Raw genomic sequence first — 18,548 nt, 5'->3', positions numbered from 1 at the left:
ACGCTGTGGCGAGCCCGGCGGCTACATCAACCGCTTCCGTTCGCTGGAAGGCGCGATCCCGAGGGATTCGCGGTACTTGGCGACGGTACGACGGGCTACCTGAATGCCTTGTGCCTCCAGTAAACCAGCGATCTTGCTGTCACTCAACGGCTTTTTCTGATTTTCCGCCGCAACCAGTTTTTTGATGATCGCGCGGATCGCCGTGGACGAGCATTCACCGCCTTCGGAGGTGCTGACGTGGCTGGAGAAAAAGTATTTCAGTTCATAGATGCCCCGTGGGGTATGCATGAATTTTTGCGTGGTCACCCGTGAAATCGTCGATTCGTGCATGCCCACCGCTTCGGCGATGTCATGCAGCACCAACGGCTTCATGGCCTCATCGCCGTACTCCAGGAAGCCGCGCTGATGCTCGACAATCTGGGTGGCCACTTTCATCAGGGTTTCGTTACGGCTTTGCAGGCTCTTGATGAACCAGCGAGCCTCTTGCAGCTGATTACGCATGAACGTGTTGTCGGCACTGGTATCGGCGCGGCGCACGAAACCGGCGTACTGGGCGTTGACCCGCAGGCGTGGTACCGACTCCTGGTTCAGTTCCACCAGCCAGCGCTCATTGTCCTTGCGCACGATCACGTCGGGAACGACGTATTCGGCTTCGGTGGATTCTATCTGCGAACCCGGGCGCGGGTTGAGGCTCTGGACCAGTTCGATGACCTGGCGCAGTTCATCTTCCTTGAGCTTCATGCGGCGCATCAGCTGGCTGTAGTCGCGGCTACCGAGCAGGTCGATGTAATCGGTAACCAGGCGCTTGGCCTCGGTCAGCCAAGGGGTCTTGGCGGGCAATTGGCGCAGTTGCAGCAGCAGGCATTCGCCCAGGTTGCGGGCGCCGATGCCGGCGGGTTCGAATTGCTGGATGCGGTGTAGGACGGCTTCGATTTCGTCCAGTTCGATGTCCAGTTCCGGATCGAAGGCTTCGAGGATTTCCTCGAGGGTTTCGTCCAGGTAGCCCTGATTGTTGATGCAATCGATCAGGGTTACAGCGATCAGGCGATCGGTGTCGGACATCGGTGCCAGGTTCAGTTGCCAGAGCAAATGGCTTTGAAGGCTTTCACCGGCCGACGTACGGGTGGTGAAATCCCACTCGTCGTCATCGTTGCTCGGCAAGCTGCTGGCGCTGGTCTGGTAGACATCTTCCCAGGCCGTGTCGACGGGCAATTCATTGGGAATGCGCTCGTTCCAGTCGCCTTCCTCCAGGTTGTCCACCGTCGGGGCGGTTTCCTGGTAGGAGGGTTCCTGAATATCGGCGTTGGGTTGCTGTTCGGCTTTGTCGGCCAGGGGGTCGGCGTTATCGAAGTCGTCGCCTTCTTCCTGGCGTTCGAGCATCGGATTGGACTCCAGGGCCTCCTGGATTTCCTGTTGCAGGTCCAGGGTCGACAATTGGAGCAGGCGGATGGCCTGTTGCAGCTGCGGTGTCATCGTCAGCTGCTGGCCCATTCTCAAGACTAGCGATGGTTTCATGGCAGGGGCTTAACACCTTATTCGCCGGCGCACATGCGCCATCCACTACAGGGCGCCGAAGCGCCAAACATAAGCAAATTATATGCCCGAAACTGCAGTGTTTGCCTAGAGCGCTGTAACAATAAAAACTTATTGATTTTTTATTGAAGCAAGCGCTCGGGCACGACTGGCCAGGCACCTCAGTGCTTACAAGCGGAATTCATGACCCAGATACACTTCCTTGACCAAATCGTTGGCCAGGATGGTGGCAGAGTCGCCTTCAGCGATCAGCTGGCCATCGTTGACGATGTAGGCGGTTTCGCAGATATCCAGGGTTTCGCGGACGTTGTGGTCCGTGATCAGTACGCCAATGCCTTTGGCCTTGAGGTGATGGATGATCTGCTTGATGTCGCCCACCGAAATCGGGTCCACGCCGGCGAAGGGTTCGTCGAGGAGGATGAATTTCGGGTTGGTGGCCAGTGCCCGGGCGATTTCCACGCGACGGCGTTCACCTCCGGACAGGCTCATGCCGAGGTTGTCGCGGATGTGATGGATGTGGAATTCCTGCAGCAGGCTTTCCAGCTCTTTGCGACGACCGGCCTTGTCGAGTTCCTTGCGGGTCTCGAGGATGGCCATGATGTTGTCGGTCACCGAAAGCTTGCGGAAGATCGACGCTTCTTGCGGAAGATAGCCGATACCGGCCTTCGCACGACCGTGCATCGGCTGGTGGCTGACATCCAGGTCGTCGATCAGTACGCGGCCCTGGTCAGCCTGTACCAGGCCGACAATCATGTAGAAGCAGGTGGTCTTGCCGGCGCCGTTGGGGCCAAGCAGGCCGACGATCTGACCGCTGTCGATGGACAGGCTGACGTCACGCACGACCTGGCGGCTCTTGTAGCTCTTGGCCAGATGCTGAGCTTTCAGAGTTGCCATTACTGGGCCTTTTGCTCGTCGGTTTTCTTCTTCGGCTGGATCACCATGTCAATGCGAGGACGGGTCTCGGTGACCTTGTTGCCTGTCGCACGGCCAGCGCTCGCGAGCTTCTTGACCGTGTCGTAGACGATTTTCTCGCCTTGGGTGGTGTTGTTGTCTTTGTCGACGACTTTTGCCTTGTCGATCAGCACGACGCGGTTTTGTGCGGCGTGGTACTGGATGGTCACACCCCAGCCCTGAACAGGCTTGGTGTCGCCAGCGGTCTGCAGTTGCTCGAAGTAAGCGAGGTTGCCCACCGAAGTCACCACGTCAATGTCGCCGGCAGGCGTGCGGGTGATGGTCACGGTGTTGCCTTTAACGATCATCGAGCCCTGAGTGATGATCACGTCACCTTTATAGGTGGCAATGCCATTCTTGTCGTCCAGCTGGGCGTCGTCGGCCTGGATGCGGATAGGCTGCGCTTGATCGGTCGGCAGTGCCCAGGCGCTCACGCTTCCCAGTGCTGCGCCCAGACTGAGCAAAATAGGGAGGGTTTTAACGAGCCTCATACTGTCCTCTTACGTTAGATAGCAGGTGTATCCTGCTTTCTTTCAAGTACGCTTTCATTCCGTTGCCTGTCGATACACCGCCGGCGCCGTCGATTCTAACGGGTTGATCGGTCTGCGCATATTGCTGCTGCGGGAACACTGTCATACGGGTGGTGGTAATCAGGGTCTTGCGGTTTTTTTCGTCGAAACGCGTGATGCGTACCGAGTCAATCAGCTCGACCTGAGTGCCGTCCGGGTTGACTTCGCCGCGCTCGCTCTGGACGTGCCAGGGGAATTCGGTGCCACGGAACATGTTCAGGTCAGGATTGGCCAGCAACGTCACCTCGGTCGCTTTCAGGTGTTCGACCTTGTCCGACGTCATCTCGTATTGCAATTTGCCGTCGGGCAGGTACTGCACGCTGTGCGCGTTGACGGCGTAATAGTCGATCGCGCTTTCATCGACCTTCACCACCGGTTTGTCGAGGAAGCGTTCCGGGCTGATGTTCCAGTAGCCGACCGCCGCAAAAATCGCCGCGATGCAACCGAACACCAGGATGTTGCGAATCTTTTTGCTCAGCATGATGGGCTCACAGGTACGCGGCGTTTGCCGCATCGAGGCGGCCCTGGGCGCGCAGGATCAATTCACAGAATTCGCGAGCGGCACCTTCGCCACCACGGGCCTGGGTGATGCCGTGGGCGTGTTCGCGCACGAAACTGGCAGCGCTGGCTACCGCCATGCCCAGGCCGACGCGGCGAATCACCGGCAGGTCAGGCAGGTCGTCGCCCAGGTAGGCAACTTGTTCATAGCTCAGGTTGAGCTGGGCAAGAAGCCCGTCGAGCACAACCAGTTTGTCTTCGCGACCCTGGAACAGGTGTGGAATGCCCAGGTTTTTCGCTCGCCGCTCGACCACCGGCGTCTTGCGGCCGCTGATGATAGCGGTTTGCACGCCGGCGGCCATCAACATCTTGATGCCCTGGCCGTCGAGGGTGTTGAAGGTCTTGAATTCGCTGCCGTCTTCGAGAAAGTACAAGCGCCCGTCGGTCAGTACGCCATCGACGTCGAATACCGCCAGTTTGATCTGTTTGCCGCGTTGCAGCAGGTCAGTGCTCATTACATTACTCCCGCACGCAGCAAGTCGTGCATGTTCAAGGCGCCGACCGGACGGTCTTCGCTGTCGACCACGACCAGTGCGTTGATCTTGTGGTCTTCCATGATCTTCAGCGCCTCGGCGGCGAGCATCTCGGCACGTGCGGTCTTGCCGTGGGCGGTCATGACCTGATCGATGGTGGCACTGTGGATGTCGATGCTGCGGTCCAGGGTGCGACGCAGATCGCCGTCGGTGAAGATCCCGGCCAGTTTGCCGTCGGCTTCCAGAACCACGGTCATGCCCAGGCCCTTGCGGGTCATTTCCATCAGCGCGTCCTTGAGCAAGGTGCCGCGCTGAACTTGCGGCAGCTCTTGCCCGGCGTGCATGACATTTTCCACTTTCAGCAGCAGGCGTCGGCCCAGTGCGCCACCGGGATGGGAAAAGGCGAAATCTTCAGCGGTAAAGCCGCGGGCTTCCAGCAGCGCCACTGCCAGGGCATCGCCCATGACCAGGGCGGCGGTGGTCGACGAGGTCGGTGCCAGGTTCAGCGGGCAGGCTTCGTGCTCGACGTGAACGTTGAGGTTGACCTCGGCAGCCTTGGCCAGCGGTGAATCGGGATTGCCGGTGACGCTGATCATTTGAATGCCCAGGCGCTTGATCAGCGGCAGCAAGGTGATGATTTCGTTGGTGGAGCCGGAGTTCGACAGCGCCAGAATGATGTCATCACGGGTGATCATGCCCATGTCGCCATGGCTGGCCTCGGCCGGGTGCACGAAAAAAGCCGTGGTGCCGGTGCTGGCAAGAGTGGCGGCAATCTTGTTGCCGATGTGCCCCGATTTGCCCATGCCGACCACGACCACGCGGCCTTTACTGGCCAGAATCATCTCGCAAGCGCGTACGAAATCTGCGTCGATATGGGGCAGCAAGCCTTGTACGGCTTCCAGTTCGAGGCGGATGGTGCGTTGTGCAGATTGAATCAGGTCGCTGGATTGGCTCATGTCAGAAATCGTATAGCCTGATGAAAAGGCGGCGATTATAGCGGTAATGATCAAAACCCTCACGCAAGTTCGTTGCGGTTTGTCATTCCTTGTCACCGAATCCCTCTAAATAGATGATTCCAGGTGGGCATGTTGCTGAACGTGCCCGGCTTGGGCCTTGGGCGCTTGGCCTTTGCAGTGATATAGTTCGCCGCCAGTTCGGCCTGCCCGGGGAGGTATGTGCTTTCGCCAGAAAGCCAGGCGTCCGAGTGAGAGGCTGCATCGCAAGGAGTTTAGATGAGCGCCGATAACGCCTACGCGGTCGAGCTGAAGGGACTGACCTTCAAGCGCGGTTCGCGCAGCATTTTCAATAACGTCGATATTCGCATCCCGCGCGGCAAGGTCACCGGCATCATGGGGCCTTCCGGGTGTGGAAAGACCACGCTGTTGCGGCTGATAGGCGCACAATTGCGCCCTACCAGCGGCGAAGTCTGGGTCAATGGTCAGAACCTGCCGAGATTGTCGCGCAGCGATCTGTTCGATGCGCGCAAGCACATGGGCGTGCTGTTCCAGAGCGGCGCACTGTTTACCGATCTCGATGTGTTCGAGAACGTCGCCTTTCCGCTGCGTGTCCATACCGGGCTGCCGGAAGAAATGATCCGCGACATTGTCCTGCTCAAATTGCAGGCCGTGGGCTTGCGGGGCGCCATCGATCTGATGCCTGACGAATTGTCCGGTGGCATGAAGCGTCGTGTCGCGCTGGCACGGGCGATTGCGCTCGATCCGCAGATCCTCATGTATGACGAGCCCTTTGTCGGCCAGGACCCGATCGCCATGGGCGTGCTGGTGCGCCTGATCCGCCTGCTCAACGATGCGCTGGGCATCACCAGTATCGTGGTCTCTCACGATCTGGCCGAAACCGCGAGCATCGCCGACTACCTCATTGTGGTGGGTGACGGGCAAGTGTTGGGCCAGGGTACGCCCAAGGATTTGATGAAATCGGATGAACCACGTATTCGTCAATTTTTGACTGGCGAACCCGACGGTCCGGTCGCATACCACTTTCCAGCGCCGGATTACCGCGCAGATCTTCTGGGGAAGCGTTGATGCGCAAGATTTCACTGATAGAAAGAGTGCGCCGGTTCGGCCGCGCCGGCATCGATGTGCTGGAGGTATTCGGGCGTTCGGCGTTGTTCCTGTTTCATGCCTTGCTCGGTCGCGGCGGCATCGGCGGCGGTTTTGGCCTGCTGGTCAAGCAACTGCATTCGGTGGGCGTGATGTCCCTGGTGATCATCGTGGTCTCCGGGGTGTTCATCGGCATGGTGCTGGCGCTGCAAGGCTTCAACATTCTGTCCAGCTACGGTTCGGAGCAGGCTGTCGGGCAAATGGTTGCGCTGACGCTGCTGCGTGAGTTGGGGCCGGTGGTCACGGCTTTGCTGTTCGCAGGGCGCGCGGGTTCGGCGCTGACCGCTGAAATCGGCAACATGAAGTCCACAGAGCAGTTATCCAGTCTGGAAATGATTGGTGTCGACCCGCTCAAGTACATTATTGCCCCGCGCCTGTGGGCCGGCTTCATTTCCCTGCCAGTGCTGGCGATGATTTTCAGCGTGGTGGGTATCTGGGGCGGTTCGTGGGTGGCCGTCGACTGGTTGGGGGTCTATGAAGGCTCCTACTGGTCGAACATGCAAAACAGCGTGACGTTTGTCGACGATGTGCTCAACGGCATTATCAAAAGCATCGTTTTTGCCTTCGTCGTGACCTGGATCGCCGTATTCCAAGGCTATGACTGCGAGCCCACTTCCGAGGGGATCAGTCGTGCCACTACCAAGACCGTGGTGTATGCCTCTTTGGCTGTACTCGGCCTGGACTTTATTCTGACCGCCTTGATGTTTGGAGATTTCTGATGCAAAACCGCACCCTGGAAATCGGTGTCGGCCTTTTCTTGCTGGCTGGCATCCTGGCTTTGCTGTTGCTTGCGTTGCGGGTCAGTGGTCTGTCCCCGAGCCCGAGCACCGATACTTATAAACTTTATGCATATTTCGACAATATCGCCGGTTTGACTGTCAGAGCTAAAGTGACCATGGCCGGTGTGACCATCGGCAAGGTCACGGCGATCGATCTGGACCGCGACAGTTTCACCGGTCGGGTGACCATGCAACTGGAAAAGCGCGTAGATAACCTGCCGGCTGACTCCACAGCATCTATCCTGACCGCTGGCCTGCTGGGTGAGAAATACATCGGTATCAGCGTGGGCGGGGAAGAAGCCCTGCTCAAGGATGGTGGCACCATCCACGACACACAGTCATCGCTGGTGCTTGAGGACCTGATCGGTAAATTTCTGCTCAATACCGTTAGCAAAGACGCCAAATGAGGAGCTTTTGAATGATCTCTATCTTACGACGTGGCCTGTTGGTATTACTCGCGGCCTTGCCGTTGATGGCTAACGCCGTGGCGGCGCAGTCGGCGCACGATCTGGTTCAGGACACCACGACCCGGATGCTCGCCGATCTGGCGGCCAATAAAGAGAAGTACAAGCAGGATCCACAAGACTTTTATACGGCGCTGAACACCATCGTCGGGCCTGTGGTGGATGCCGAAGGTATTTCCAAGAGCATCATGACGGTCAAGTATTCACGCAAGGCCACCCCCGAGCAGATGCAGAAGTTTGTCGAGAACTTCAAAAAAGGCCTGTTCCAGTTCTATGGCAACGCTTTACTTGAATACGACAACCAGGGCATCACCGTTGGACCTGCCAAGGATGAATCGGGAGACCGTACCAGCGTTGACATGACGGTCAAAGGCAGCAGCGGCGCGATCTATCCTGTGTCTTACACACTCGAAAAGATCAACGGCGAATGGAAGCTGCGTAACGTCATCATCAACGGCATCAACATTGGCAAGCTGTTCCGCGATCAGTTCGCTGATGCGATGCAGCGCAATGGCAACGACCTGGACAAGACCATTAATGGCTGGGCCGGGGAAGTGGCCAAAGCCAAGGAAACCACCGAAAAAGCTGTCGAGAAGAAAACCCAATGAGTGAGTCGGCCATTCGCATGAGTGAAGCCGGCGAGCTGCTGCTCAGTGGCGTGCTGGATTACCGGACAGGCCCGAACCTGCGCAAGCAGGGCCAGGCGCTGATCAAGTCCAGCAACGCGGCTGCGCTGGTGGTCGATTGCTCCGCGGTGGAGAAGTCCAGCAGTGTCGGCTTGTCGCTGCTGCTGTGCTTCATGCGCGATGCTCAGGCGGCCGGCAAGGCCCTGAACATTCGTGCGATGCCCGACGATATGCGCGAAATCGCTCAGGTCAGCGAATTGACCGAGCTGTTGGCGCATCCCTGAACCGCATCTATAAAGAAGCCCCCCGTCAGAGTCCTGTGAATGCGGGGTTCGCAGGCGCGGGGCTTTTTTGTATGATGTCCGACCCGCGCGCACAGGGCGCCGATTGAGGTTGAGCATGCAGGCCAACGAAGTAAAGAGCTTCCTTGAAGGAAAGCTGTCCGATTCTCTGTCACAAGTGCAGGTAGAAGTTGAAGGCGAAGGCTGCAACTTTCAGCTGAACGTGATTAGCGATGAACTGGCGGCATTGAGCCCGGTCAAGCGTCAGCAGCAGATCTATGCCCATTTGAACCCATGGATCACCGATGGCAGCATCCATGCGGTCACTATGAAATTTTTCAGCAGCGCGGCCTGGGCCGAGCGCACCTGAGCCCAAGGGCGTCGAGATTCTTATGGATAAATTGATTATTACCGGTGGCGCTCGTCTTGATGGCGAGATCCGCATCTCCGGGGCAAAGAACTCTGCCCTGCCGATCCTGGCTGCCACCTTGCTGTGCGATGGCCCGGTGACCGTGGCCAACTTGCCGCACCTGCACGACATCACCACCATGATCGAGCTGTTCGGTCGGATGGGCATTGAGCCGGTGATCGACGAGAAGCTCAGCGTCGAAATCGACCCACGTACCATCAAGACCCTGATCGCGCCGTACGAACTGGTGAAAACCATGCGTGCGTCGATCCTGGTACTGGGCCCGATGGTTGCCCGTTTCGGTGAAGCCGAAGTCGCATTGCCTGGCGGTTGCGCCATCGGTTCGCGTCCGGTCGACCTGCACATCCGTGGTCTTGAAGCCATGGGCGCGGTCATCGACGTCGAAGGTGGCTACATCAAGGCCAAGGCTCCTGAAGGCGGCTTGCGCGGTGCGCACTTCTTCTTCGATACCGTCAGCGTGACCGGTACCGAGAACATCATGATGGCGGCCGCTCTGGCCAAGGGCCGCAGCGTTCTGGCTAACGCCGCTCGCGAGCCTGAAGTCGTCGACCTGGCGAACTTCCTGAACGCCATGGGCGCGAAGGTTTCCGGTGCCGGCACCGACACCATCACCATTGATGGCGTCGAGCGTCTGCACACCACCACTTACAAAGTGATGCCTGACCGTATCGAAACCGGCACCTATCTGGTGGCGGCAGCGGTAACCGGCGGGCGTGTGAAGGTCAAGGATACCGATCCGACCATCCTTGAAGCCGTTCTGGAAAAGCTCCGTGAATCGGGTGCTGAAATCACCTGCGGCGAAGACTGGATCGAGCTGAACATGCATGGCAAGCGGCCAAAAGCCGTTAACGTGCGGACCGCTCCATACCCAGCGTTCCCGACCGACATGCAGGCGCAGTTCATCTCCCTCAACGCCATTGCCGAAGGCACTGGTGCGGTGATCGAGACGATCTTCGAAAATCGCTTCATGCACGTTTACGAACTGCACCGCATGGGCGCTCACATCCAGGTCGAAGGCAACACCGCCATCGTTACCGGCATCGAAAAGCTCAAGGGCGCGCCAGTGATGGCCACCGACCTGCGTGCTTCGGCCAGCCTGGTGATCTCGGCGCTGATCGCCGAAGGCGATACCCTCATCGACCGCATCTACCACATCGACCGTGGTTACGAGTGCATCGAAGAGAAACTGCAGATGCTTGGCGCCAAGATCCGCCGCGTACCGGGCTAGTTTCTGCTGCATGGGCGCAGGGACGCGCCCGTTGAATTCGTTTCAAGTCGAGCCTGTTTCAGGCTCGATGTGTGTCCGGCGCCGTTTGCGACCGGACATGAGTACCTTGATAAGGACTGACGTTTCCCATGTTGACTATCGCACTGTCCAAGGGCCGCATCCTTGACGACACCCTGCCGCTTCTGGCTGAAGCGGGCATCGTGCCGACCGAGAATCCGGACAAGAGCCGCAAGCTGATCATCCCCACGACCCAGGCCGATGTGCGCTTGCTGATCGTGCGTGCCACCGATGTTCCGACCTATGTCGAGCATGGTGCCGCCGACCTGGGCGTCGCCGGTAAAGACGTGCTGATGGAATACGGCGGCCAGGGTCTGTACGAACCGCTGGACCTGCAAATCGCTCAGTGCAAGCTGATGACGGCCGGCAAAGTCGGTGCGATCGAGCCCAAGGGCCGTCTGCGCATCGCCACCAAGTTCGTCAATGTCGCCAAGCGCTACTATGCCGAACAGGGCCGTCAGGTCGACATCATCAAGCTTTACGGCTCGATGGAACTGGCGCCGCTGATCGGTCTGGCAGACAAGATCATCGACGTGGTCGACACCGGTAACACGCTGCGGGCCAACGGCCTGGAGCCACAGGAATTCATTGCTGCCATCAGCTCGCGGCTGATCGTCAACAAAGCATCGATGAAAATGCAGCATGCCCGTATCCAGGCGTTGATCGACACCCTGCGCAAGGCAGTGGAGTCTCGACACCGCGGCTGATTCACCTGCGCGACCGCAAGGCGCGCCGTCTATCCGCCTCATAGCCAGAATTCTCAGGTGCCCAAGCGGATCGAATGTTAGCTTCGGGCGCCTGAGTTTTTGCCAATCCTATGAGGCTCTCGCTATGACCGCACCGACTGCAATTCGCCGACTCAACGCTGCTGACCCGGATTTCGCACATCATCTGGATCATCTGCTGAGCTGGGAAAGTGTGTCTGACGACTCGGTCAATCAGCGGGTGCTGGACATCATCAAGGCTGTGCGCGAACGTGGCGACGCGGCGTTGGTGGAATTCACCCAGAAGTTCGACGGCCTGCAAGTGGCGTCCATGGCAGACCTGATCCTGCCGCGCGAACGCCTGGAACTGGCATTGACCCGAATCACTGTGCCTCAGCGTGAAGCGCTGGAAAAAGCCGCGACCCGCGTGCGCAGCTACCACGAGAAACAGAAACAGGACTCCTGGAGCTACACCGAAGCTGACGGCACGGTGCTGGGCCAGAAGGTCACGCCGCTGGATCGCGCCGGTCTGTATGTGCCGGGCGGCAAGGCGTCGTACCCCTCATCGGTGCTGATGAACGCGATTCCGGCCAAGGTGGCAGGTGTGACCGAAGTGGTTATGGTCGTGCCGACCCCGCGCGGTGAAGTCAACGAACTGGTGCTGGCCGCGGCCTGCATCGCCGGCGTCGACCGGGTGTTCACCATTGGTGGCGCCCAGGCAGTTGCTGCGCTGGCCTACGGCACCGAAAGCGTGCCGAAGGTCGACAAAGTGGTGGGGCCTGGCAACATCTATGTCGCCACTGCCAAGCGCCACGTGTTCGGCCAGGTCGGCATCGACATGATCGCCGGCCCGTCGGAGATTCTGGTGGTGTGTGACGGCCAGACCGATCCGGACTGGATCGCCATGGACCTGTTCTCCCAGGCCGAGCACGACGAAGACGCCCAGGCGATTCTGGTCAGTCCGGACGCTGAGTTCCTCGACAAGGTCGCTGCGAGCATCGCCAAATTGCTGCCGACTATGGAACGCGCCGAGATCATCGAAACCTCGATCAATGGTCGGGGTGCGCTGATCAAGGTTCGCGACATGGAACAAGCGATTGAAGTTGCCAACCGTATCGCGCCGGAACACCTGGAGTTGTCGGTTGCCGACCCGCAGGCCTGGCTGCCGCAGATCCGCCACGCTGGCGCGATCTTCATGGGCCGCCACACGTCCGAAGCGCTGGGCGACTACTGCGCTGGCCCGAACCACGTGCTGCCGACCTCCGGCACCGCGCGCTTCTCTTCGCCGCTGGGTGTTTATGACTTCCAGAAACGGTCGTCGATCATCTTCTGCTCCGAGCAGGGTGCGTCCGAACTGGGCAAAACCGCTTCCGTGCTGGCCCGTGGCGAGTCGCTGACCGCCCACGCCCGCAGCGCCGAATACCGTATCGTTGACGATAAGAAGGGCAACTGAACATGAGTAAATTCTGGAGTCCCTTCGTCAAGAGCCTGGTGCCTTACGTCCCGGGCGAGCAACCGAAGCTGGCGAAACTGGTCAAGCTCAACACCAACGAAAACCCGTACGGCCCGTCGCCTAAAGCCTTGGCGGCGATGCAAACCGAACTGAACGACAACCTGCGTTTGTATCCGGACCCGAACAGCGATGTGCTCAAACAAGCCGTTGCCAAGTATTACGGCGTGCAGGGTAATCAGGTGTTCCTCGGCAACGGTTCCGATGAAGTGCTGGCGCATATCTTTCACGGCTTGCTGCAACACGATAAGCCGCTGCTGTTCCCGGACATCAGTTACAGCTTCTACCCGGTCTACTGCGGGTTGTACGGCATTGCGTACGACGCGGTGCCGCTGAACGAGCAGTTCCAGATCAATCCAGCGGACTATGCCAAGCCGAACGGCGGGATCATCTTCCCGAACCCGAACGCACCGACCGGTTGCCTGCTGGCGCTGGATGCGGTTGAGCAAATCCTCAAGGCCAGCCCGGATTCGGTGGTCGTGGTGGATGAGGCCTACATCGATTTCGGTGGTGAAACGGCGATTACGCTGGTGGACCGTTATCCGAACCTGTTGGTGACTCAGACCCTGTCCAAGTCCCGTTCGCTGGCGGGCCTGCGGGTTGGTCTGGCGGTGGGGCATCCTGACCTGATCGAGGCGCTGGAGCGGATCAAGAACAGCTTCAACTCCTACCCGCTGGATCGTCTGGCGATTGTGGGGGCGGCAGCGGCGTTCGAGGATCGCGAGTATTTCGACAAGACCTGCCGGTTGGTCATCGAGAGTCGCGAGAAGGTGATCGCACAGTTGGAAGCGAAGGGGTTCGAGGTATTGCCGTCGGCGGCGAACTTCATTTTCGCCCGTCACCCGAAGCACGATGCGGCAGGGCTGGCGGCGAAGTTGCGCGAACAAGGCGTCATCGTTCGGCACTTCAAGCAAGAACGGATTGCCCAGTTCCTGCGTATCTCCATCGGCGCGCCGGAGCAGAATCAAGCACTGATCGACGGCCTCGGCGACCTCTAGAACACGCCTCGGTCCTGTGGGAGCGTGGCTTGCCCGCGATGAACGATGACGCGGTGTACCTGATACACCGCGGCGTTCCCATCGCGGGCAAGCCACGCTCCCACAGGGTTTTGGGTGTTGGCGACTACTCTTCTTCTTTTTCCTTGATCGGCGCAGGCGGTGGACGCAGGCCGATTTCTGCCGTGAGCTTGAGTTCTTTGCCGTTGCGCATGACCTGGATCGTGACCTTGTCGGTCGGCTTGATCCGTGCCACCTGGTTCATCGAGCGGCGACCGTCGCCGGCCGGTTCACCGTCGATGCTGAGGATCACGTCGCCCAGTTGCAGGCCGGCCTTCTGCGCCGGGCCGTCACGGAAAATCCCCGCGACCACAATTCCCGGACGTCCCGACAGACCAAACGATTCCGCCAGTTCCTGACTCAACGGTTGTACTTCGATGCCGAGCCAGCCGCGAATCACCTGGCCGTGTTCGATGATCGACTTCATCACTTCCATCGCCAGTTTGACCGGGATCGCGAAGCCGATGCCCTGAGAACCGCCAGACTTGGAGAAGATCGCCGTGTTGATGCCGGTCAGGTTGCCATTGGCGTCCACCAACGCACCACCTGAGTTGCCGGGGTTGATCGCGGCGTCGGTCTGGATGAAATCTTCGTAATTGTTCAGCCCGAGCTGATTGCGCCCGGTGGCGCTGATGATGCCCATGGTCACGGTCTGGCCGACGCCGAACGGGTTGCCGATGGCCAGGGCCACGTCGCCGATGCGGATATTGTCGGAACGGCCGACGGTGATCGACGGAAGGTTTTTCAGGTCAATCTTCAATACCGCGAGGTCGGTTTCCGGGTCGCTGCCGATGACCCGGGCCAGGGTTTCACGACCATCCTTGAGCGCCACCACGATCTGGTCGGCACCACTGGTCACATGGTTGTTGGTCAGCAGGTAACCTTCCGGGCTCATGATCACGCCTGAACCGAGGCTCGACTCCATGCGCTTCTGCTTGGGCGAGTTGTCGCCGAAGAAGCGGCGGAACTGCGGATCTTCGAACAGCGGATGGCTGGGCTTGTTGACCACTTTGGTGGTGTACAGGTTGACCACCGACGGTGCAGCCGTGGTCACCGCGTCGGCATAGGACACCGGGCCTTGCTGCAGGCCGAGGGTTTGCGGGGCTTGTTGCAGGTTGACGTCCAGGCTCGGTAACCCGACCCACTCCGGGTAACGCTGCATAATCAATAGAGCGATAAGCACGCCGGCCAACAGCGGCCAACCGGAAAAACGCAGCGCCTTGAGCATTAAGCATGTCCTACAGAGGTTGCAGGCGGTATGAGACCGCCCATAATGTCGCGCATTATACGAGGCCGCGCGCGCCTCTGAACGGGATATTTAGGAGTCTTTTATGGCCGTCGCCCTGAACACCCTGGTCGAAGAAGCCGACCGTTATCTTGCCAGTATGAAGATCGCCGATTACTGCCCCAACGGTCTGCAGGTCGAAGGCCGACCACAAGTGACGCGCATCGTCAGCGGTGTTACCGCCAGTCAGGCTTTGCTGGACGCGGCGGTGGAGGCCCAGGCCGACTTGGTGCTGGTGCATCACGGCTATTTCTGGAAAGGCGAGAACCCGTGCATCACCGGCATGAAGCAGCGCCGGTTGAAAACCCTGCTCAAGCACGATATCAGCCTGCTGTCCTATCACTTGCCGCTGGATCTGCACCCGGAAGTCGGTAATAACGTGCAGCTTGCCCGGCAACTGGACATTACTGTCGAAGGCCCGCTGGACCCGGACAATCTGAAAGTCGTTGGCCTGGTCGGCTCGTTGAGCGAAGCGATGACCCCTCGCGATTTTGCTCGCCGCGTGCAGGAGGTCATGGGACGCGAGCCGTTGCTGATCGAAGGCAGCGAGATGATTCGTCGGGTCGGCTGGTGCACCGGTGGCGGCCAGGGGTACATTGATCAGGCGGTGTTGGCTGGCGTCGACCTGTACCTCAGCGGCGAAGCCTCCGAGCAGACATTCCACAGTGCCCGGGAAAACGACATCAGCTTCATCGCCGCCGGCCACCACGCCACCGAGCGTTACGGTGTGCAGGCATTGGGGGATTATCTGGCGCGACGTTTCGCCCTCGAGCACATCTTCATCGATTGCCCGAACCCTATTTGATTTCAAAACTGAATGGGGTTGCCCTACAGGGGAATAGCCCAAACGAGGGGGTATATTCATATACCCTTTCGATCTAGCTTGCGTCCTGATTAGAAGAGGTCGCTGTGCTAGGATTCCCCGCTCGAACACGGCCCGCAGGCCGTCCATAAGATCGTTTTCGTGAGTAGCCATGGTCGACAAACTGACGCATCTGAAACAGCTGGAGGCCGAAAGCATCCACATCATCCGCGAGGTCGCCGCCGAGTTCGATAACCCGGTGATGCTGTACTCCGTCGGTAAAGACTCCGCCGTGATGCTGCACCTGGCACGCAAGGCATTCTTCCCGGGCAAACTTCCGTTTCCGGTGATGCACGTCGACACCCAGTGGAAGTTCAAGGAAATGTACGCGTTCCGCGACCGCATGGTCGAAGAGCTCGGCCTGGACCTGCTGGTGCACGTCAATCCCGAGGGTGTTGCGCAGGGCATCAACCCGCTCACCCACGGTAGTGCCAAGCACACCGATATCATGAAGACCGAAGGCCTCAAGCAGGCTCTCGACAAGTACGGCTTCGACGCGGCATTCGGTGGCGCCCGTCGCGACGAAGAGAAGTCCCGTGCCAAAGAGCGCGTGTATTCCTTCCGCGACAGCAAGCACCGCTGGGACCCGAAAAACCAGCGCCCGGAGCTGTGGAACGTCTACAACGGCAAGGTCAACAAGGGCGAATCGATCCGCGTATTCCCGTTGTCGAACTGGACCGAGCTGGACATCTGGCAGTACATCTACCTGGAAGGCATCCCGATCGTGCCGCTGTATTTCGCCGCCGAACGCGATGTCATCGAGATGAACGGCACCTGGATCATGATCGACGACGAACGCCTGCTCAATCACCTGAGCGACGAAGACAAGGCACGCATCGTCAAGAAAAAGGTCCGCTTCCGTACGCTCGGCGATTACCCGTTGACCGGTGCGGTCGAGTCCGAGGCCACCAGCCTGACCGACATCATTCAGGAAATGCTCCTGACGCGAACTTCCGAACGCCAGGGCCGGGTCATCGATCACGATGGCGCAGGCTCGATGGAAGAAAAGAAACGTCAGGGTTATTTCTAAGGGGTTGTCATGTCGCACGCATCTGATTTGATCAGCGAGGACATCCTCGCCTACCTGGGCCAGCATGAACGCAAGGAAATGCTGCGCTTTCTGACCTGTGGCAACGTCGACGACGGCAAGAGCACCCTGATCGGGCGCCTGCTGCACGACTCCAAAATGATCTACGAAGATCACCTGGAAGCCATCACCCGCGACTCGAAAAAAGTCGGCACCACTGGCGAAGACATCGACCTGGCATTGCTGGTCGACGGCTTGCAGGCCGAGCGTGAGCAGGGCATCACCATCGATGTCGCCTACCGCTATTTCTCCACCGCCAAGCGCAAATTCATCATCGCCGATACCCCCGGCCATGAGCAGTACACCCGCAACATGGCCACCGGTGCCTCCACCTGTGACCTGGCGATCATCCTGGTCGATGCCCGTTACGGCGTGCAGACCCAGACCCGTCGCCACAGCTTTATCGCCTCGTTGCTGGGCATCAAGCACATCGTTGTCGCCATCAACAAGATGGACCTCAACGGCTTCGACGAAAGCGTGTTCGAGTCGATCAAGGCCGATTACCTGAAGTTCGCCGAAGGCATCGCGTTCAAGCCGAGCACTATGGCGTTCGTGCCGATGTCCGCGCTCAAGGGCGACAACGTGGTGAACAAGTCCGAGCGCTCGCCGTGGTACACCGGCCAGTCGCTGATGGAAATCCTCGAAACCGTCGAAATCGCCAGCGACCGCAACTACACCGACCTGCGTTTCCCGGTGCAGTACGTCAACCGTCCGAACCTGAACTTCCGTGGTTTCGCCGGCACCCTGGCCAGCGGCATCGTGCACAAGGGCGACGAAGTCGTTGTGTTGCCGTCGGGCAAGAGCAGCCGCGTGAAATCCATTGTCACCTTCGAAGGTGAGCTGGAACACGCAGGCCCTGGTCAAGCGGTGACGCTGACCATGGAAGACGAGATCGACATCTCCCGCGGCGACTTGCTGGTGCATGCCGACAACCAGCCGCAAGTGACCGATGCCTTCGACGCCATGCTGGTGTGGATGGCCGAAGAACCGATGCTGCCGGGCAAGAAATACGACATCAAGCGCGCCACGACTTACGTGCCGGGTTCGATCACCAGCATCGTCAATCGCGTGGACGTGAATACGTTGGCCGAAGGTCCGGCCAGCGCCTTGCAGTTGAACGAGATCGGTCGGGTCAAGATCAGCCTCGACGCAGCCATCGCACTGGACGGTTACGACAGCAACCGCACCACCGGTTCGTTCATCGTCATCGATCGACTGACCAACGGCACGGTCGCGGCCGGCATGATCATCGCCCAGCCGTTGAGCCATGGCAGCAGCACTCACCACGGCAAGCTTGCCCATGTAGCCACCGAAGAGCGCGCCCAACGCTTCGGCCAGCAACCGGCCACCGTGTTGTTCAGCGGCCTGTCGGGCGCTGGCAAAAGCACTCTGGCGTATGCGGTTGAACGCAAGCTGTTCGACATGGGGCGCGCGGTGTTTGTGCTCGATGGCCAGAACCTGCGTCACGACCTGAACAAAGGTCTGCCGCAGGATCGCTCCGGGCGTACCGAGAACTGGCGTCGTGCGGCGCATGTTGCGCGTCAGTTCAACGAAGCCGGTCTGTTGACCCTCGCGGCGTTCGTTGCCCCGAGTGCCGAAGGTCGTGAACAGGCCAAGGACCTGATCGGCAAGGAGCGTCTGCTGACGGTCTACGTCCAGGCCTCGCCGACGGTGTGTGCCGAGCGTGATCCGCAAGGTCTTTACGCGGCGGCCGGGGATAACATCCCGGGCGAATCCTTCCCGTACGACGTGCCGCTGGACGCCGACCTTGTGGTCGATACTCAGTCGCTGTCGCTGGAAGAAAGCGTCAAGCAAGTGCTGGATCTGCTGCGCAAGCGTGGCGCGATCTAAGCGTTAGCTGCAAATAAAAAACCCGCAGATGAGTGATCGTCTGCGGGTTTTTTTGTGTTCTTGAGATCGCCATCGCGGGCAAGCCCGCTCCCACAGGGATCTCTAGTGAACACAAAATTTGCATT

20 protein-coding genes are annotated in these 18,548 nt (G+C 59.3%); 13 read left to right on the top strand and 7 right to left on the bottom strand.

Annotated elements, in window-relative coordinates:
• Positions 1 to 21: 21 nt before the first annotated feature.
• The 6 genes from ACZ9BB_RS19820 to ACZ9BB_RS19795 form a co-directional block, all read right to left on the bottom strand.
• Positions 22 to 1,515, bottom strand: a complete 1,494-nt coding sequence (locus ACZ9BB_RS19820) for an RNA polymerase factor sigma-54 (protein ID WP_026331852.1) — start codon at positions 1,513 to 1,515, stop codon at positions 22 to 24.
• A gap of 186 nt (positions 1,516 to 1,701) precedes the next feature.
• Positions 1,702 to 2,427, bottom strand: a complete 726-nt coding sequence (gene lptB, locus ACZ9BB_RS19815; RefSeq protein ID WP_476215556.1) for an LPS export ABC transporter ATP-binding protein — start codon at positions 2,425 to 2,427, stop codon at positions 1,702 to 1,704.
• Positions 2,427 to 2,975, bottom strand: a complete 549-nt coding sequence (gene lptA, locus ACZ9BB_RS19810) for a lipopolysaccharide transport periplasmic protein LptA (protein ID WP_476215554.1) — start codon at positions 2,973 to 2,975, stop codon at positions 2,427 to 2,429. The genes lptB and lptA overlap by 1 nt, the downstream gene beginning before the upstream one ends.
• Positions 2,962 to 3,534, bottom strand: a complete 573-nt coding sequence (lptC, locus tag ACZ9BB_RS19805) for an LPS export ABC transporter periplasmic protein LptC (protein ID WP_476215553.1) — start codon at positions 3,532 to 3,534, stop codon at positions 2,962 to 2,964. The genes lptA and lptC overlap by 14 nt, the downstream gene beginning before the upstream one ends.
• Positions 3,535 to 3,541: 7 nt before the next feature.
• The gene (locus tag ACZ9BB_RS19800) at positions 3,542 to 4,066 is read right to left on the bottom strand and encodes a KdsC family phosphatase (protein ID WP_030128008.1); all 525 of its coding nucleotides are present in this window, start codon (positions 4,064 to 4,066) and stop codon (positions 3,542 to 3,544) included.
• A complete protein-coding gene (locus ACZ9BB_RS19795; protein ID WP_476215550.1) occupies positions 4,066 to 5,040 on the bottom strand; it encodes a KpsF/GutQ family sugar-phosphate isomerase in 975 nt (324 codons plus the stop codon). Before ACZ9BB_RS19795 ends, ACZ9BB_RS19800 begins: the two co-directional genes overlap by 1 nt.
• A 276-nt stretch (positions 5,041 to 5,316) precedes the next feature.
• Here ACZ9BB_RS19795 and ACZ9BB_RS19790 point away from each other — a divergent pair, with 276 nt between their 5' ends.
• The 10 genes from ACZ9BB_RS19790 to hisC all read left to right on the top strand — a co-directional run bounded on the left by ACZ9BB_RS19790 (position 5,317) and on the right by hisC (position 13,281).
• The gene (locus ACZ9BB_RS19790) at positions 5,317 to 6,126 is read left to right on the top strand and encodes an ATP-binding cassette domain-containing protein (protein WP_476215549.1); all 810 of its coding nucleotides are present in this window, start codon (positions 5,317 to 5,319) and stop codon (positions 6,124 to 6,126) included.
• On the top strand, positions 6,126 to 6,923 hold the full coding sequence (gene mlaE, locus ACZ9BB_RS19785; RefSeq protein ID WP_367374184.1) for a lipid asymmetry maintenance ABC transporter permease subunit MlaE: 798 nt from the start codon (positions 6,126 to 6,128) through the stop codon (positions 6,921 to 6,923). The genes ACZ9BB_RS19790 and mlaE overlap by 1 nt, the downstream gene beginning before the upstream one ends.
• Positions 6,923 to 7,390, top strand: coding sequence for an outer membrane lipid asymmetry maintenance protein MlaD (gene mlaD / locus ACZ9BB_RS19780; protein ID WP_046026814.1), 468 nt, complete (start codon positions 6,923 to 6,925; stop codon positions 7,388 to 7,390). The genes mlaE and mlaD overlap by 1 nt, the downstream gene beginning before the upstream one ends.
• 11 nt (positions 7,391 to 7,401) lie before the next feature.
• A complete protein-coding gene (locus ACZ9BB_RS19775; RefSeq protein WP_476215547.1) occupies positions 7,402 to 8,055 on the top strand; it encodes an MlaC/ttg2D family ABC transporter substrate-binding protein in 654 nt (217 codons plus the stop codon).
• A complete protein-coding gene (locus tag ACZ9BB_RS19770) occupies positions 8,052 to 8,357 on the top strand; it encodes an STAS domain-containing protein (RefSeq protein WP_476215545.1) in 306 nt (101 codons plus the stop codon). Before ACZ9BB_RS19775 ends, ACZ9BB_RS19770 begins: the two co-directional genes overlap by 4 nt.
• Before the next feature lie 115 nt (positions 8,358 to 8,472).
• Positions 8,473 to 8,724 carry a BolA family protein gene (locus tag ACZ9BB_RS19765; RefSeq protein WP_038978976.1) on the top strand — a complete coding sequence of 84 codons (252 nt, stop codon included), beginning with the start codon at positions 8,473 to 8,475 and terminating at the stop codon, positions 8,722 to 8,724.
• Between the two features lie 22 nt (positions 8,725 to 8,746).
• Positions 8,747 to 10,012: a UDP-N-acetylglucosamine 1-carboxyvinyltransferase gene (murA, locus tag ACZ9BB_RS19760; protein WP_008070575.1), complete on the top strand. Its 1,266-nt coding sequence runs from the start codon at positions 8,747 to 8,749 to the stop codon at positions 10,010 to 10,012.
• Between the two features lie 128 nt (positions 10,013 to 10,140).
• Complete coding sequence (gene hisG, locus ACZ9BB_RS19755) at positions 10,141 to 10,776, top strand: ATP phosphoribosyltransferase (RefSeq protein ID WP_476215543.1); 636 nt, start codon at positions 10,141 to 10,143, stop codon at positions 10,774 to 10,776.
• 124 nt (positions 10,777 to 10,900) lie between these two features.
• A complete protein-coding gene (gene hisD / locus ACZ9BB_RS19750) occupies positions 10,901 to 12,226 on the top strand; it encodes a histidinol dehydrogenase (protein WP_476215541.1) in 1,326 nt (441 codons plus the stop codon).
• Between the two features lie 2 nt (positions 12,227 to 12,228).
• Positions 12,229 to 13,281, top strand: a complete 1,053-nt coding sequence (hisC, locus tag ACZ9BB_RS19745; RefSeq protein ID WP_476215540.1) for a histidinol-phosphate transaminase — start codon at positions 12,229 to 12,231, stop codon at positions 13,279 to 13,281.
• Positions 13,282 to 13,405: 124 nt separating this feature from the next.
• Here the strand turns inward: hisC and algW are convergent, their stop codons facing one another.
• Positions 13,406 to 14,566 carry a Do family serine endopeptidase AlgW gene (gene algW, locus ACZ9BB_RS19740; RefSeq protein ID WP_476215538.1) on the bottom strand — a complete coding sequence of 387 codons (1,161 nt, stop codon included), beginning with the start codon at positions 14,564 to 14,566 and terminating at the stop codon, positions 13,406 to 13,408.
• A gap of 103 nt (positions 14,567 to 14,669) precedes the next feature.
• Between algW and ACZ9BB_RS19735 the strand changes: the two genes are divergently transcribed.
• From ACZ9BB_RS19735 to cysN, 3 genes are all read left to right on the top strand, one after another.
• Positions 14,670 to 15,428: a Nif3-like dinuclear metal center hexameric protein gene (locus tag ACZ9BB_RS19735; RefSeq protein WP_476215536.1), complete on the top strand. Its 759-nt coding sequence runs from the start codon at positions 14,670 to 14,672 to the stop codon at positions 15,426 to 15,428.
• Positions 15,429 to 15,597: 169 nt separating this feature from the next.
• Entirely contained in the window at positions 15,598 to 16,515 is a 918-nt protein-coding gene (cysD, locus tag ACZ9BB_RS19730) for a sulfate adenylyltransferase subunit CysD (RefSeq protein WP_007941268.1), read from the top strand.
• 9 nt (positions 16,516 to 16,524) lie between these two features.
• Positions 16,525 to 18,423: a sulfate adenylyltransferase subunit CysN gene (cysN, locus tag ACZ9BB_RS19725; RefSeq protein ID WP_476215533.1), complete on the top strand. Its 1,899-nt coding sequence runs from the start codon at positions 16,525 to 16,527 to the stop codon at positions 18,421 to 18,423.
• Positions 18,424 to 18,548 lie beyond the last annotated feature (125 nt).

It is taken from the genome of Pseudomonas sp. TE3552 (assembly GCF_056278945.1).
Note: the sequence above shows the minus strand (reverse complement) of the source record. Positions and strands in the feature narration are given on the sequence as shown.

What these genes read in the sequence shown, in the direction of transcription:
- ACZ9BB_RS19820 (WP_026331852.1), bottom strand. Translation starts at nt 1,515, where the DNA reads ATGAAACCATCGCTAGTCTTGAGAATGGGCCAGCAGCTGACGATGACA.
- lptB (WP_476215556.1), bottom strand. Translation starts at nt 2,427, where the DNA reads ATGGCAACTCTGAAAGCTCAGCATCTGGCCAAGAGCTACAAGAGCCGC.
- lptA (WP_476215554.1), bottom strand. Translation starts at nt 2,975, where the DNA reads ATGAGGCTCGTTAAAACCCTCCCTATTTTGCTCAGTCTGGGCGCAGCA.
- lptC (WP_476215553.1), bottom strand. Translation starts at nt 3,534, where the DNA reads ATGCTGAGCAAAAAGATTCGCAACATCCTGGTGTTCGGTTGCATCGCG.
- ACZ9BB_RS19800 (WP_030128008.1), bottom strand. Translation starts at nt 4,066, where the DNA reads ATGAGCACTGACCTGCTGCAACGCGGCAAACAGATCAAACTGGCGGTA.
- ACZ9BB_RS19795 (WP_476215550.1), bottom strand. Translation starts at nt 5,040, where the DNA reads ATGAGCCAATCCAGCGACCTGATTCAATCTGCACAACGCACCATCCGC.
- ACZ9BB_RS19790 (WP_476215549.1), top strand. Translation starts at nt 5,317, where the DNA reads ATGAGCGCCGATAACGCCTACGCGGTCGAGCTGAAGGGACTGACCTTC.
- mlaE (WP_367374184.1), top strand. Translation starts at nt 6,126, where the DNA reads ATGCGCAAGATTTCACTGATAGAAAGAGTGCGCCGGTTCGGCCGCGCC.
- mlaD (WP_046026814.1), top strand. Translation starts at nt 6,923, where the DNA reads ATGCAAAACCGCACCCTGGAAATCGGTGTCGGCCTTTTCTTGCTGGCT.
- ACZ9BB_RS19775 (WP_476215547.1), top strand. Translation starts at nt 7,402, where the DNA reads ATGATCTCTATCTTACGACGTGGCCTGTTGGTATTACTCGCGGCCTTG.
- ACZ9BB_RS19770 (WP_476215545.1), top strand. Translation starts at nt 8,052, where the DNA reads ATGAGTGAGTCGGCCATTCGCATGAGTGAAGCCGGCGAGCTGCTGCTC.
- ACZ9BB_RS19765 (WP_038978976.1), top strand. Translation starts at nt 8,473, where the DNA reads ATGCAGGCCAACGAAGTAAAGAGCTTCCTTGAAGGAAAGCTGTCCGAT.
- murA (WP_008070575.1), top strand. Translation starts at nt 8,747, where the DNA reads ATGGATAAATTGATTATTACCGGTGGCGCTCGTCTTGATGGCGAGATC.
- hisG (WP_476215543.1), top strand. Translation starts at nt 10,141, where the DNA reads ATGTTGACTATCGCACTGTCCAAGGGCCGCATCCTTGACGACACCCTG.
- hisD (WP_476215541.1), top strand. Translation starts at nt 10,901, where the DNA reads ATGACCGCACCGACTGCAATTCGCCGACTCAACGCTGCTGACCCGGAT.
- hisC (WP_476215540.1), top strand. Translation starts at nt 12,229, where the DNA reads ATGAGTAAATTCTGGAGTCCCTTCGTCAAGAGCCTGGTGCCTTACGTC.
- algW (WP_476215538.1), bottom strand. Translation starts at nt 14,566, where the DNA reads ATGCTCAAGGCGCTGCGTTTTTCCGGTTGGCCGCTGTTGGCCGGCGTG.
- ACZ9BB_RS19735 (WP_476215536.1), top strand. Translation starts at nt 14,670, where the DNA reads ATGGCCGTCGCCCTGAACACCCTGGTCGAAGAAGCCGACCGTTATCTT.
- cysD (WP_007941268.1), top strand. Translation starts at nt 15,598, where the DNA reads ATGGTCGACAAACTGACGCATCTGAAACAGCTGGAGGCCGAAAGCATC.
- cysN (WP_476215533.1), top strand. Translation starts at nt 16,525, where the DNA reads ATGTCGCACGCATCTGATTTGATCAGCGAGGACATCCTCGCCTACCTG.